Origin of the sequence: Bradyrhizobium sp. 21, assembly GCF_023073335.1 — a bacterium.
Lineage (GTDB): Bacteria > Pseudomonadota > Alphaproteobacteria > Rhizobiales > Xanthobacteraceae > Bradyrhizobium.
Window position 1 is genome coordinate 844,489 of the sequence record NZ_JADPJG010000002.1, and the last position, 13,694, is coordinate 858,182.

Annotated in this window: 12 protein-coding genes; 8 read left to right on the forward strand and 4 right to left on the reverse strand. The window is 64.4% G+C overall.

Features of this window, described 5'->3' with window-relative positions; translation table 11 throughout:
- A complete protein-coding gene (locus IVB31_RS03810; RefSeq protein WP_247318679.1) occupies positions 1-897 on the reverse strand; it encodes an alpha/beta fold hydrolase in 897 nt (298 codons plus the stop codon).
- Positions 898-1,078: 181 nt separating this feature from the next.
- On the opposite strand from IVB31_RS03810, the gene IVB31_RS03815 reads away from it, so the two are divergent.
- Genes IVB31_RS03815 through IVB31_RS03825 form a run of 3 tightly spaced genes read left to right on the forward strand, consistent with a single transcriptional unit; the run spans position 1,079 to position 4,601 of the window.
- Entirely contained in the window at positions 1,079-2,467 is a 1,389-nt protein-coding gene (locus IVB31_RS03815; protein ID WP_247318681.1) for a 3-deoxy-7-phosphoheptulonate synthase class II, read from the forward strand.
- Positions 2,468-2,471: 4 nt separating this feature from the next.
- The gene (locus IVB31_RS03820) at positions 2,472-2,825 is read left to right on the forward strand and encodes a diacylglycerol kinase (RefSeq protein WP_247318683.1); all 354 of its coding nucleotides are present in this window, start codon (positions 2,472-2,474) and stop codon (positions 2,823-2,825) included.
- Between the two features lie 18 nt (positions 2,826-2,843).
- Positions 2,844-4,601, forward strand: coding sequence for an NAD+ synthase (locus IVB31_RS03825; protein WP_247318685.1), 1,758 nt, complete (start codon positions 2,844-2,846; stop codon positions 4,599-4,601).
- Between the two features lie 152 nt (positions 4,602-4,753).
- Here the strand turns inward: IVB31_RS03825 and IVB31_RS03830 are convergent, their stop codons facing one another.
- Complete coding sequence (locus IVB31_RS03830; RefSeq protein ID WP_247318687.1) at positions 4,754-5,950, reverse strand: DUF2865 domain-containing protein; 1,197 nt, start codon at positions 5,948-5,950, stop codon at positions 4,754-4,756.
- Between the two features lie 130 nt (positions 5,951-6,080).
- Complete coding sequence (locus IVB31_RS03835) at positions 6,081-6,386, reverse strand: hypothetical protein (protein WP_106943048.1); 306 nt, start codon at positions 6,384-6,386, stop codon at positions 6,081-6,083.
- Between the two features lie 292 nt (positions 6,387-6,678).
- Here IVB31_RS03835 and cysS point away from each other — a divergent pair, with 292 nt between their 5' ends.
- The 4 genes from cysS (at position 6,679) to IVB31_RS03855 (ending at position 10,856) form a co-directional block, all read left to right on the forward strand.
- Positions 6,679-8,118, forward strand: a complete 1,440-nt coding sequence (gene cysS, locus IVB31_RS03840) for a cysteine--tRNA ligase (protein WP_247318689.1) — start codon at positions 6,679-6,681, stop codon at positions 8,116-8,118.
- A gap of 115 nt (positions 8,119-8,233) precedes the next feature.
- Positions 8,234-8,743 (forward strand): GNAT family N-acetyltransferase, encoded by a 510-nt coding sequence (locus tag IVB31_RS03845; RefSeq protein ID WP_247318691.1) that lies wholly within the window; start codon positions 8,234-8,236, stop codon positions 8,741-8,743.
- Entirely contained in the window at positions 8,740-10,338 is a 1,599-nt protein-coding gene (gene cimA / locus IVB31_RS03850) for a citramalate synthase (RefSeq protein WP_247318693.1), read from the forward strand. Before IVB31_RS03845 ends, cimA begins: the two co-directional genes overlap by 4 nt.
- A 140-nt stretch (positions 10,339-10,478) precedes the next feature.
- Positions 10,479-10,856, forward strand: a complete 378-nt coding sequence (locus IVB31_RS03855) for a VOC family protein (RefSeq protein ID WP_247318696.1) — start codon at positions 10,479-10,481, stop codon at positions 10,854-10,856.
- Here IVB31_RS03855 and IVB31_RS03860 read toward each other — a convergent pair.
- Positions 10,853-11,458, reverse strand: coding sequence for a TIGR00730 family Rossman fold protein (locus tag IVB31_RS03860; protein ID WP_247318698.1), 606 nt, complete (start codon positions 11,456-11,458; stop codon positions 10,853-10,855). The genes IVB31_RS03855 and IVB31_RS03860 overlap by 4 nt on opposite strands.
- A 200-nt stretch (positions 11,459-11,658) precedes the next feature.
- Here IVB31_RS03860 and IVB31_RS03865 point away from each other — a divergent pair, with 200 nt between their 5' ends.
- Entirely contained in the window at positions 11,659-13,617 is a 1,959-nt protein-coding gene (locus IVB31_RS03865; protein ID WP_247318700.1) for an ABC transporter ATP-binding protein/permease, read from the forward strand.
- Positions 13,618-13,694: the final 77 nt, after the last annotated feature.

Sequence of the window (13,694 nt, forward strand, 5' to 3'; positions counted from 1 at the left end):
TCACTCCCCCTGAACCCATTCCGCGACGCCGCGCCACAGCGTGTCGCGGTGCTCGGGGCGGAAGAAGCCGAAATGGCCGATTGCCTTGGCGCCGACGTCGGACGGTTTGACCGTCAGCACCTCCGGCTTGATCGCGCTGAAGCCGCCGGTGAGCAGTTCGACCGCGGGCCGCGTCGCCCAGGGATCGTCGGAGAAGCACAGCGCGCGCAGCTCGCCCTTGAACTTGGCAAAGTTCTCCAGCGCCGGCAGCTTTGAATCGAAGAGATAGCGGGGGCTGGAGACCCACTCGGCCCATTGCAGGAAGACGCCCTTGGGCAAATCCTCGCCGACACCGGCCCAGCCCGGCGCGTAACCGAGCGCGTGCACGAGCGGCACGCCGACGAAATTCATGAAGGCGTAGACGCGGTATTTTTCCGGCGACGCCATCAGCCGCCAGGTGGCCGCCTGCGAGGCCACGAACGCGGCGCGCGAGATGTCCGTGTTGTTCGCGATCAGCCCGAGCGCCTGGCCGCCGAACGAATGGCCGACATAGGCCAGGGGCAGGGTGTTGTAGCGCGCGCGCATCCAGTGCACTGCGGCGGTGACGTCGAGTGCGGCCCAGTCCGACATAGAGGCCTTGAAGCCGACCAGCGATTTCGGCTGGTTGTAGCCGACCATCGCCGGCAGCCGGCTGTCGCCGATGCCGCGATAGTCGTAGGTGAGGACTGCGCAGCCGCGATGGGCGAGATAGGAGGCAAAGCCGCGATAGATTTTTCGCGGCACGGCGGTGCCGGAGTTGATCAGCACGGCATGGCGTTTGGTGCCGCGCGGCAGGAATAGCGTGCCGCTCAGCGCATACCCGTCGGTTGCCGGGAAGCTGATCTCGTCAACGAAAACGTCGTCTAATGCCGCGTCCATGGGCAGAAGGTATCCTGCCAGTTTCCTCGCCGTTTCCCAGCAGATGCGAATTTGGCTTTCCCCGCAAGGGTTTGCAGTGCCAGATGGATTTACAACTGGCGGCCGGGAGCGAGCCTGTGTATAAGGCGGCCCTCGCAACCCACAGATCAGGTTGTGTTTTTTGCTTCACGGAGAGATTGCGATGTCCGAGCGGTGGACGCCCGAATCCTGGCGCAGCAAGCCGGTGCTACAGGTGCCCGATTATCCCGACGCCAAGGCCCTGGCCGACGTCGAGGCGCAGCTTGCGACCTTTCCGCCGCTGGTGTTCGCGGGTGAGGCGCGCAATCTGAAGAAGTCGCTGGCACGGGTCGCGGCCGGCGAGGCCTTCCTGCTGCAGGGCGGCGACTGCGCCGAGAGCTTTGCCGAGCACGGCGCCAACAACATCCGCGACTTCTTCCGCGTGCTGCTCCAGATGGCGGTGGTGCTGACTTATGCCGGCGCCGTTCCGGTGGTGAAGGTCGGCCGCGTCGCCGGCCAGTTCGCCAAGCCGCGCTCGTCGCCGACCGAGAAGATCGACGGTGTTGAGCTGCCGAGCTATCGCGGCGACATCGTCAACGACATCGCCTTCACCAAGGCGGCGCGCGTCCCTGATCCGCAGCGCCAGCTGATGGCGTATCGCCAGTCGGCGGCGACGCTGAACCTGCTGCGTGCGTTTGCCACCGGCGGCTACGCCAATCTCGGCAGCGTGCATCAGTGGATGCTCGGCTTCCTCAAGGATTCGCCGCAGTCCCGCCGCTACAAGGAATTGGCCGACCGCATCTCCGACGCGCTCAACTTCATGCGCGCCTGCGGCCTCGATCTCGAGGCCCATCCGGAGCTGCGCGCCACCGATTTCTACACCAGCCACGAGGCGCTGCTGCTCGGCTACGAGCAGGCCATGACCCGCGTCGATTCCACCACCGGCGACTGGTACGCGACGTCGGGCCACATGATCTGGATCGGCGACCGCACCCGCCAGCTCGATCACGGCCATATCGAATATTTCCGCGGCATCAAGAACCCGATCGGTCTGAAATGCGGCCCGTCGCTCAAGGCCGACGAGCTGTTGAAGCTGATCGACGTGCTCAACCCCGACAACGAGCCGGGCCGGCTGACGCTGATCGGCCGCTTCGGCTCCGACAAGGTCGGCGAGCACCTGCCGAACATGATCCGCGCCGTGAAGCGCGAGGGCAGGGTGGTGGTCTGGTCGTGCGATCCCATGCACGGCAACACCATCACCTCAACGTCCGGCTACAAGACGCGCCCCTTTGACCGCATCCTCTCCGAGGTGAAGTCGTTCTTCGCGATCCACGCGGCCGAAGGCACCCATGCCGGCGGCGTGCATCTGGAGATGACCGGCCAGGACGTCACCGAGTGCCTCGGCGGCGCCCGCGCGATCACCGACGAGGATCTCAACGACCGCTATCACACGGTCTGCGACCCCCGCCTCAATGCCGAGCAATCCATCGACATGGCTTTCCTGGTCGCGGAGCTCCTCAAGCAGGAGCGCGCCGGCAAGGTCAGGCCGATGCCGGCCGCAGCGGGGCTCTGAGACCTTGCTGCGGATCTGGAAGGCCACGGTCAATTCCCGCAACGGTCTGGCCTTTGCGTTCCGCTCGGAGCAGGCCGTCCGCGAGGAGATTGTCGCGCTCCTCGTGTCGCTGCCGGTCGCCTGGTTCGTCGGCGCGACCGCGATGCGCGCGGTCGAGCTGGTGTGTTCGGTCGCGTTCGTGCTGGTGGTCGAGCTGCTCAACACGGCGATCGAGAAGCTTGCCGACCGGCTGACCATGGATCACGACAAGCAGATCGGCCGGGTCAAGGACATGGGCTCGGCCGCGGTGGGTGTTGCGCTCCTGATGGCCCTCGCGTTCTGGATCATCGCCATCATCGAGCGATTGGGGTTCCTCTAGCCCGTTGATCGGAGCGCCATGACCGAACGTCTCAACGAATTCGCGGTCACGCTCGCCCAGCTCAATCCGACCATGGGCGATATCGACGGCAATGCCGCCAAGGCGCGTGCCGCGCGCGCGCAGGCCAAGTCCGACGGCGCCGATCTCGTGCTGTTTCCGGAATTGTTCATCGCCGGCTATCCGCCTGAAGACCTCGTGCAGAAGCCGGCCTTCCAAGCCGCCTGCCGCGCCGCGATCGAAAGCCTCGCGCGCGACACTGCCGATGGCGGGCCGGCCATGCTGGTCGGCACGCCCTGGGTCGAGGAGGACAGGCTCTACAATGCCTGCGCGCTGCTCGATGGCGGCCGTATCGCTGCCTTGCGCTTCAAATGCAATCTGCCGAATTACGGCGTGTTCGACGAGAAGCGGCTGTTTTCGCGCGGCCCTGCGGCAGGTCCCGTGACCGTGCGCGGCGTGCGGATCGGGGTGCCGATCTGCGAGGACATCTGGTTGGAGGAGTCCGAGGATTACGAGAACGTGGTCGAGACGCTGGCCGAGACCGGCGCCGAGATCATTCTGGTGCCGAACGGCTCGCCCTACGCCCGCGACAAAGCCGACGTGCGTTTGTCGGTTGCGGTGGCGCGCGTCACCGAGAGCGGCCTGCCGCTGGTCTATCTCAACCAGGTTTGCGGCCAGGACGAGCTGGTGTTCGACGGTGCTTCCTTCGCGCTCAACGGCGATCTCTCGCTCGCGGCGCAATTGCCGGCGTTCGCGGAGAGCATCACCACGCTGCGCTTCACGAGAAACCGCGACGATTGGCGCTGCAGCGGTCCAGTCGCGGAGCAGCCCGAAGGCGACCACGCCGACTACGCGGCCTGCGTACTCGGCTTGCGCGACTACGTCGCCAAGAACGGTTTCCCCGGTGTGCTGCTCGGCATTTCCGGCGGCATCGACTCTGCCCTCTGCGCGGCGATCGCGGTCGATGCACTTGGCGTCGATCAGGTGCACGGCGTGATGCTGCCCTATCGCTACACTGCGGCAAGCTCGATTGCGGACGCCGGCGAGCTGGCCGGCCATATGGGCATTCGCTACGAAGTTCTGCCGATCGCAGAAGCGGTGACCGGGTTCGAGACCATATTGTCCGGCATCTTCAAGAATCTGCCGGCCGATATCACCGAGGAAAATCTCCAGGCCCGCACCCGCGGCACGCTGCTGATGGCGATCTCGAACAAGACCGGGCTGATGGTGGTGACCACAGGCAACAAGTCGGAAATGTCGGTCGGCTACGCCACGCTCTATGGCGACATGAACGGCGGCTTCAATCCGATCAAGGACATCTACAAGACGCAGGTGTTTCGGCTGGCAAGCTTGCGCAATGTCTGGAAGCCCGACGGTGCGCTCGGGCCCGCGGGCGAGGTCATTCCGCCCGACATCATCACGCGTCCGCCGACCGCGGAATTGCGCGAGAACCAGACCGACCAGGATTCCCTGCCGCCTTACGACGTGCTCGATGCCATCCTGGTGCGTCTGATCGAGCGCGAAGAGCCGCTCGACAAAGTCATTGCCGCCGGCTTCGATCGCGAAACGGTCACCCGCATCGACCATCTGCTCAACGTCGCCGAATACAAGCGCCGCCAGGCCGCGCCCGGCGTGAAGGTGACGCGCAGAAATTTTGGCCGAGACCGCCGCTATCCCATCACCAACCGTTTTCGTGACAGGGGCGATGCGCTGCCGGCCGGGGACGAGACGCTGGTCTCGCGCGCCAGCAAAGCCTCGATCGACGCGTTCGAGGGTTGAGGCAGGCGATCGCGCTCAGGATGAGCTGTCATCATCCGCGAAGGCGGATGATCCAGTACGCCGCGGCGGGCATTGTTGAAAACCTACTGCCGCCGCGGAGTACTGGATGCTCCGCCTTCGCGGAGCATGACAGCGGGGTATGCGGAGACAGGCTACTTCTGCTGCTGCGGCAGGAAGCTCGGCCCGACCGAGCGGATCGGCTTGTTCTCGGATGATGTCGCAGCCGTGCCGGTATCCGCGGGCGGCGTTGCAGCCGGAGCGGTGGCCGTCGTCGGTGCCGGAGCCGCGCCCTTCTTGGCATTCGCAGGCGCGCCCTTGGTGAGCTGCCGCTGCTGCATCTTCTTGGCGCTCTCCTCGGTGACGATGATGTCTCCCTGCTGCTCGGCCGCCGCCTTGTCGTCGGCCGATTTCAGCGCGTCGGCCCAGGTCTGGCCCGCGGCCTTGCAGGAGCAGGACGGGTTGAACTCGCTGCGGAATTTGAACGCGGTCGGCAGCGCCGTGTAGGGCTGGCCGCTGGTGGAGACCGCGGAGTTCATGTCCTCGCCGGGATTGCGATGGGTGTAGAGCACGGCTTCGGCGGCCGGGCACAGCGCCTTGCAGGTCTTCTCGTCGTCGGGGAAGCGCGCCGGCACGGTGGCGAACGAGACCGGGAAGTAGGCGCCGTCGCAGGTGCGCACGCACACTGTGCGATAGGTGCCTGATTGCGGGCCGAGATCGGACGGCGGCACGCCTTGCGGATTGTTGGGGTTGTTGCCGCCGAACAGATTGCTCAGGAAGTTGCCGCCGCCTTGCGACTGCGCGGCGTTGGCATATTGCGGGCCGCAATTGTTCTGCGCCAGCGCTGCCAGCACCGAGCGGCGCTGGTTGTCACGCTCGGGGCTGAAGCCGCCGGCGCCGCCGCGCAGTCGTTCGAGATTGCCGGTGATCTGGTCCAGATTGGCGCGCATCTGCTGGATCTGGGTGTTGACCGGACCGCATTGCGCCGACTGGCCGCTGAACAGCGAGAAGAAGCCGGAGGAATCGCAACCCATGCGCTTGGCCTGCATGGTGACGCGGTCGAGCTCGGCCTGCTGCTTGGTCTGGGACTCCTGATAGCGGCGGATCTGGTCTTCGCGTGCGGGATCACCGCCGCCGCCACGATCGAGCCCGGCGAGCTGGCCTTCCAGCCGCACGCACATCGGATTCGGTCCGAGCCCGTTCTGGCCGGGCTGAGGCGGCGATCCCGGCGGTCCCGGCGGTCCCGCCTGTGCGTACGCACCATTGGCGAGCACGACCGTACTCAAGAGCACGGCGCAGGCAAGGATCGAGCGAGCACGGGAGAGAGACAAAAATTCAGGCATATCCGCCATTCTAGCGAGGTCACGGCCACGCGTGATGTGGGGGGCCGAAGCGCGCCCTCCCATAGCCGCTTCCTGCGGCATCGTCACGTCGTTTCAGAGGCCAGCGATTGGGCCTAAAGTACGCCAGTTCCGAGCGAATTCAGCGCTGGCAGGTGATTGCGACATATTCGTCGCAATGGCCATGGGAGCAGTTTGCGCCGGATTTGGGGACAGAGCCGGTAATTTCGTCGGGATCGACCCGACGATAGGCCGAAGCCTGGGCAAAATCGCGTGACTGGCAGTAGGTGCGGGCGACCTGCGCGCCGCATTTGTCGCTCTTGGCTAGGCACTGATCGACGCCATAGCCGTCCGCCTGGTTGGGGATGATGAAGACGCGGGTCTCGGCGAGAGCGCTGGATGCGGCAAGGATGGAGGCGCAGGAAATGAGCGCCAGTAAGGATCGCATGAAAACACCTGGGGCAAAAACAAGGAACCGCCGGTTCCAGAATGGGCTCAAATGGTTAAGGATGATGAACCGTCAAGGCGAGCGGCCGCGCAATGCGGAGACAAGACGGCAATTCCGCGGCTCTCTTGACGCGAGGCCGCCTCATAGCCCATATGTGGCCGCATGAACGGTCTCCTCGCCATCTGCATTATTTGCCGCGAGATTACGAGCTAGCGATTCGCTGGCTGGAGCCGTCTTTTCTCAAAACCATTGAGAGCACTGGACGCCCGGCCAACAGCCGACGGGTATCCATATGGAATTGCGCCTCTACGATACGCTGAGCCGGGAAAAGCGCACCTTCGTGCCGCTCGATGCGAAGGACGTCCGCATGTATGTCTGCGGACCGACCGTCTATGACTTCGCCCATATCGGCAATGCGCGGCCGGTGATCGTGTTCGACGTGCTGTTTCGGCTGCTGCGCCATCTCTATGGCGAGGCGCACGTCAAATATGTCCGCAACATCACCGACGTCGACGACAAGATCAACGACCGCGCCGCGCGGGATTTCCCCGGCCTGCCGCTGAATGAGGCCATTCGCAAGGTCACCGAGCAGACGGCTAAGCAGTTTCATGCCGATGTCGATGCGCTTGGCTGCTTGCGTCCGACTGTCGAGCCGCGTGCGACGGAGCATATCGGCGAGATGCGGGAGATCATCGAAAGACTGGTCGCCGGCCGCTTCGCCTATCCTGCCGAGGATCACGTGTTGTTCTCCCCGCAGGCGATGAACGCGATGAGCGCAGCCAATTCCGAGCTACCGCGCTATGGCGCGCTATCGAAACGTTCGCTGGACGAGATGATCGCTGGTGCTCGCGTTGATGTCGCGCCCTACAAGCGCGATGCCACCGATTTCGTGCTGTGGAAGCCGTCCAAGCCCGGCGAGCCGTCATGGCCGTCGCCGGCGGGCATCGCCGCGCAGGGGCGTCCGGGCTGGCATATCGAGTGCTCGGCGATGGCCTGGAAGCATCTGGGCGAGCATTTTGACATTCATGGCGGCGGCATCGATCTCGTGTTTCCGCATCACGAGAACGAGGTCGCGCAGACTTGCTGCGCCTTCCACCGGGAGCGCATGGCGAACTACTGGATGCACAACGGCTTCCTGCAGGTCGAGAGCGAGAAGATGTCGAAGTCGCTCGGCAATTTCGTCACGATTCACGAGTTGCTCGCGGACTGGCCGGGCGAGGTGCTGCGCCTGAACATGCTCAAGACGCATTACCGTTCGCCGATCGACTGGACTCTCAAGAACCTTGAAGAGAGCAGCAAGACTCTCGATGAGTGGTATCGAGACGTGGCGGATGTTGAGCCCTCGGATGACATCGATCCGGACTTCTTGAACTCGCTCCTGGATGATCTGAACACCGCGGGGGCGATCAAACGATTGCACGAGATTTCTCCCGTGATGCGGCTGAGCCAGTCTCGTTTGGACGACTGGGGCGGAGAAACGGCCCAGCGGTACAAGAAGTCAGCGGCAATGCTGCTGGGGCTGCTGCCGCAAAGCGCAACGGCGCGATCCGAGCAGATGAGGTCCAGGGCCGGAATTGACCCTGCCAAGGTCGCAGCCCTGCTGGCAGCTCGCAGCGAAGCGCGAGCGCGCAAGGACTTTGCGGAGTCCGATCGTATCCGCGATCTGCTTGCCGCGATGGGCGTTGCGATCAAGGACTCCAAGGAAGGGACGACGTGGGAGGTCGCACGATGAAGCGGCCCGACACGCCTTTTCCGCGACACTGGTTCTATTACATCGCGCTGAAAATCCTGCTGCTCGGCGCTGCCGCGGCGCTGGCGCTGAAACTCTATGGGATGTGGTGAAGACGATGGCACAAGCATTGCCAAAGCCCGGCTTGCGGCCGTTCCTGCCGGAGGACGTGCCGGTCCTTGCCGCGATCTTCACGGCCAGCATCGAGGAGCTGACCGGCGACGACTACAACGAGGCGCAGCAGCAAGCCTGGATGGAGGCGGCCGAGAGCGAAGAATTCGGCAAGCGGCTCGCGGCCGACCTGACGCTGATTGCCACGCTGGAGGGCTCGCCGGTGGGGTTTGCCTCGCTGCACGGCAAGGATCACATCCGCATGCTCTACGTCCATCCGGCCGTGGTCGGGCAGGGCCTGGCGACGATGCTGGTCGATGCGCTGGAAAAGCTTGCCGGCGGCCGCGGTGCTGAAAAGCTGACGGTGGATGCCAGCGATACGGCGCAGGGCTTCTTCGCCAAGCGCGGCTACATCGCCATGCAGCGCAACAGCATCACCGTCAACGACGAGTGGCTCGCCAACACCACCATGCAGAAGACGCTCAGTACCGGACCTACGTCGGGAGCGCTGCAATGAGCAAGGAGCGCCTCTATCTGTTCGACACCACGCTGCGAGACGGTGCGCAGACCAATGGCGTCGATTTCACGCTGAAGGACAAGCAAATTATCGCCCAGATGCTCGATGATCTCGGCATCGACTATGTCGAGGGCGGCTATCCCGGCGCCAATCCGACCGACACCGAGTTTTTCGGCACCAGGCCGAAACTCAATCATGCGCGCTTCACCGCCTTCGGCATGACGCGCCGGGCGGGGCGCTCGGTCTCCAACGATCCCGGTGTTGCCGGACTTCTGGAAGCCAAGGCCGACGCCATCTGCTTCGTGGCGAAATCGTCGGCCTATCAGGTGCGGGTCGCGCTGGAGACGACGAAGGAAGAGAACCTCGCCTCGATCCGCGACAGCGTCGCGGCTGCGAAGGCTGCCGGCCGCGAGGTCATGCTCGACTGCGAGCATTTCTTCGACGGCTACAAGGAAGATGCCAGCTTCGCGCTCGCTTGTGCGAAAGCCGCTTACGAGGCCGGCGCGCGCTGGGTGGTGCTGTGCGACACCAATGGCGGCACCATGCCCAACGACGTCGAGGCCATCGTCACCGAGGTGACAAAACACATCCCCGGCGATCATCTCGGCATCCACGCCCATAACGACACCGAGCAGGCGGTGGCAAATTCGCTCGCGGCGGTGCGCGCCGGCGTCCGGCAGATCCAGGGCACGCTGAACGGCCTCGGCGAGCGCTGCGGCAACGCCAATCTGTGCTCACTGATCCCCACCTTGAAGCTGAAGCAGGAGTTTGCCGCCGCCTTCGAGATCGGTGTCACAGCGGAGAAGCTCGCGACGCTGGTCAAGGTGTCGCGCACGCTCGACGACATGCTCAACCGCGTGCCGAACCGGCATGCTGCCTATGTCGGCGAGAGCGCCTTCGTCACCAAGACCGGCATCCATGCCTCCGCCGTGCTGAAGGATCCGCAGACCTATGAGCATGTGCTGCCGGAGTTGGTCGGCAACCACCGCAAGGTGCTGGTGTCCGACCAGGCCGGCCGCTCCAATGTCATCGCCGAGCTCGACCGCGCCGGCATCGCTTACGAGAAGAGCGATCCGAAGCTGACGCGGCTGGTCGAGGAATTGAAGGAGCGCGAGGCGCAAGGCTACGCCTATGAATCCGCCAACGCCTCGTTCGAGCTGCTGGCGCGCCGAACGCTCGGCAAGGTGCCGCATTATTTCGAGGTCGAGCAGTTCGACGTCAATGTCGAGCAGCGCTACAATTCGCACGGCGACCGCGTCACGGTTGCGCTTGCCGTGGTCAAGGTCGACGTCGCCGGAGAGCATTTGATCTCGGCCGCCGAAGGCAACGGTCCCGTCAACGCACTCGACGTGGCCTTGCGAAAAGACCTCGGCAAGTACCAGAAATACATCGAGGGCCTGACGCTGATCGACTACCGCGTGCGTATCCTCAACGGCGGCACCGGCGCGGTCACGCGCGTGCTGATCGAGAGTGAGGACGAGAACGGCGATCGCTGGACCACGGTCGGCGTGTCCCCCAACATCATCGACGCGTCGTTCCAGGCGTTGATGGATTCGGTGATCTACAAGCTCGTGAAGTCGGGCGCGCCGGCTTAGCATCCACAATGGCTGTCATACCCCGCGAAAGCGGGGTATCCAGTACAACGTGGCTTCTCCGTAGCTCTCTGGCGTCTCGGAATACTGGATCGCCCGGTCAAGCCGGGCGATGACAGCTGGGGTGAGGAGGGACCTAGGCCATGATCGACCACATCTCCGTCGGTGTCAGCGATCTCCAACGCTCGGCGACATTTTACGAGGCGACACTCGCCGCGCTCGGTCTCTCTCGCCTCGTCACGCGGCCGCGGACGATCGGCTTCGGTAAGGCCTATCCCGAGTTCTGGATCAATTTGCGCGAGGGCATGCCGCACGTCGTACCGGAGAGTGGCGTGCACATCTGCCTGCGGGCGAAGACGACGCGTGAAGTCGATGCATTCCACGCCGCGGCGCTGTCGGCCGGCGGCGCATCGGACGGTGGGCCGGGGATCCGCCCGCACGACCGCGTACGCTACTACGCGGCCTTCGTCACCGATCCCGACGGCAACCGGATCGAGGCGGTGACGTTTCCGGCTGACTAAAGCTTGCGCGCGACTTCCGGGGCGAGCTGCTTTTCGGCCTCGGCGACCTGGGCCGCCGCGGATTTCAGCTTCGGCAAGATATCTTCGATCCGATCGGCCTTGAGGATGTCGACCGAAAGGCCGGCGCGGATGAACTCGGTCTGGCGCATGTGCGACAGCAGCGAGAACAGCGGTTCCCAGAAATTGTCGATATTGGCGAGCAGCACCGGCTTGGCGTGACGGCCGAGCTGCTTCCAGGTCAATTGCTCGACCAGCTCCTCCAGCGTGCCGACGCCGCCCGGCAACGCCACGAAGGCGTCGGAGCGCTCGAACATCAGGCGCTTGCGCTCGTGCATGTCGGGGGTGACAATCATCTCCTGCACGCGGGTCAGCGCGTTCTCGCGCTTCCGCAGGAACTCGGGAATGATGCCGGTGACGGTGCCGCCGTGATCGAGCACGGAGGTCGCGACCGAGCCCATCAGGCCGAGCGATCCGCCGCCATAGACCAGGCGAACGTTGTTCTCGGCGAGGGCCTTGCCGAACGCCTTGGCGCCTTCGGTGAAGCGGGGATTGGTTCCGGGGCCGGAGCCGCAATAGACACAGACGGTTTTGATGATGCTCATTGGTGTCATGATGCATTGCAGCGAAGGGGCGTCAAGCCCAATCGGTGATTCGGACTACCCGGAAATCTACCGGTAAATGGCGACAAACAATCAAAGATTCGCCATCTGGCGGGGTGCGTTGGCATCGGGAAGGCTTTATATGACGGGCGAAAATCGCAAATCGTAACGCCGCCGCGTCCGGCGGGCTTTCAGGCTTTTTGATGGACCAACCTCAATCGTTCGACGGCGCCAACGTTCCTGATCCTCCCGCCGGGGGACCGCTGGAGCGGGCGACGTTGATGGGCACGCTGGCACATCTGTGGCCCTATATCTGGCCGGGCGACCGCTTCGACCTGAAGATGCGCGTGGTCTGGTCGATGGTGCTGCTGCTCGCCGCCAAGCTGATCACGTTGACGGTTCCTTTCAGCTTCAAATGGGCGACCGATGCGCTGACCGGCGCCAACACCGCGCCGGTCCAGGCGGACAATTGGCACCTCTGGGTGATCGCCTCGCCATTGCTGCTGACCGCCAGCTACGGCGTGATGCGCATCGTGATGGCGGTGCTGACGCAATGGCGCGACGGCATCTTCGCGCGCGTCGCCATGCATGCGGTGCGCAAGCTCGCCACCATCACCTTCATCCACATGCACGAGCTGTCGCTGCGCTTTCATCTGGAGCGCAAGACCGGCGGCCTGACCCGTGTGCTCGAGCGCGGCCGCGAGGGCATCGAGGTCATCGTGCGCATGGTGATCCTGCAGTTGATTCCGACCATCGTCGAGGTCTCGCTGCTGTTGGCTGTCCTGCTCTGGCAGTTCGACTGGCGCTACGTGGTCGCGACGCTGATCACGGTGGCGGTCTACATGTATTACACCTACATCGCCACCGAGTGGCGGATCGGCATCCGCCGCAAGATGAACGATTCCGACACCGAGGCGAACACCAAGGCGATCGACTCGCTGCTCAACTACGAGACGGTCAAATATTTCAGCGCCGAGGCCCGTGAGGCGCAGCGCTACGACCGATCGGTCGCGCGTTACGAAGAATCAAGCGTCCACGCCTACACCTCGCTCGCCGTGCTCAACACCGGACAGGCCGTGATATTCACGCTGGGGCTGACCGCGACCATGCTGATGTGCGCGATCGGCGTGCGCAACGGTACCAACACGGTCGGCGATTTCGTGCTGGTCAACGCCATGATGATCCAGCTCTACCAGCCGCTGAACTTCATGGGCATGGTCTATCGCGAGATCAAGCAGGCGATCATCGACATCGAGAAGATGTTTGGCGTGCTGGGCCGCGAAGCCGAGATCAAGGACGCGCCCGATGCGAAGCCGCTGGTGGTCTCGGCCGGCACGGTGCGCTTCGAGGACGTGCGCTTTGCCTACGAGCCGGCGCGGCCGATCCTCAAGGGAATCAGCTTCGAGGTGCCGGCCGGCAAGACGGTTGCGATCGTCGGCCCCTCCGGAGCCGGCAAGTCGACCATGTCGCGGCTTCTGTTCCGCCTCTATGATATCTCCGGCGGCAAGATCCTGATCGACGGGCAGGACATCCGCGAGGTCACGCAGGCCTCGCTGCGTGCATCCATTGGCATGGTGCCGCAGGACACCGTGCTGTTCAACGACACCATCCGCTACAACATTCGCTACGGCCGCTGGGATGCCAGCGATGCCGAGGTCGAGGAGGCGGCGCGGCTGGCGCAGATCGATCATTTCATCCGCCTGTCGCCGAAGGGCTACGAGACCCAGGTGGGCGAGCGCGGCCTCAAACTGTCGGGCGGCGAAAAGCAGCGCGTCGCGATCGCGCGGACGGTCTTGAAGGCACCGCCAATCCTGGTGCTGGACGAGGCGACCTCCGCGCTGGACACCCACACCGAGCACGAGATTCAGGGTGCGCTCGAGCGCGTGGCGAAGAACCGCACCTCGCTGGTCATCGCCCATCGGCTCTCGACCATCGTCGGCGCCGACGAGATCATCGTGCTGGACCAGGGCCGGATCGCCGAGCGCGGCACCCACGCCAAACTGCTCGCGGAGGGGGGCCTCTACGCCAGCATGTGGAACAGGCAGCGCGAGGCCGAGGCCGCGCGCGAGAAACTGGCCAAGATGGCCGACTCTGGCGAGGCGCCCAACCGGGAGCCGCCGCCGGTCATAGATGTCCTGACGACGCCTGTGGCCGCGGAGTGACCTTGTCTCCGGTCCCAACTCTGGCCTAAACAACTCCACCGCGCGGGGATGACCCGCGCGCCAGCAACCCCAGGCGG

Coding starts and splice junctions, on each gene's coding strand:
- IVB31_RS03810 (WP_247318679.1), bottom strand. CDS start 897: ATGGACGCGGCATTAGACGACGTTTTCGTTGACGAGATCAGCTTCCCG.
- IVB31_RS03815 (WP_247318681.1), top strand. CDS start 1,079: ATGTCCGAGCGGTGGACGCCCGAATCCTGGCGCAGCAAGCCGGTGCTA.
- IVB31_RS03825 (WP_247318685.1), top strand. CDS start 2,844: ATGACCGAACGTCTCAACGAATTCGCGGTCACGCTCGCCCAGCTCAAT.
- IVB31_RS03830 (WP_247318687.1), bottom strand. CDS start 5,950: ATGGCGGATATGCCTGAATTTTTGTCTCTCTCCCGTGCTCGCTCGATC.
- IVB31_RS03835 (WP_106943048.1), bottom strand. CDS start 6,386: ATGCGATCCTTACTGGCGCTCATTTCCTGCGCCTCCATCCTTGCCGCA.
- cysS (WP_247318689.1), top strand. CDS start 6,679: ATGGAATTGCGCCTCTACGATACGCTGAGCCGGGAAAAGCGCACCTTC.
- IVB31_RS03845 (WP_247318691.1), top strand. CDS start 8,234: ATGGCACAAGCATTGCCAAAGCCCGGCTTGCGGCCGTTCCTGCCGGAG.
- cimA (WP_247318693.1), top strand. CDS start 8,740: ATGAGCAAGGAGCGCCTCTATCTGTTCGACACCACGCTGCGAGACGGT.
- IVB31_RS03855 (WP_247318696.1), top strand. CDS start 10,479: ATGATCGACCACATCTCCGTCGGTGTCAGCGATCTCCAACGCTCGGCG.
- IVB31_RS03860 (WP_247318698.1), bottom strand. CDS start 11,458: ATGAGCATCATCAAAACCGTCTGTGTCTATTGCGGCTCCGGCCCCGGA.
- IVB31_RS03865 (WP_247318700.1), top strand. CDS start 11,659: ATGGACCAACCTCAATCGTTCGACGGCGCCAACGTTCCTGATCCTCCC.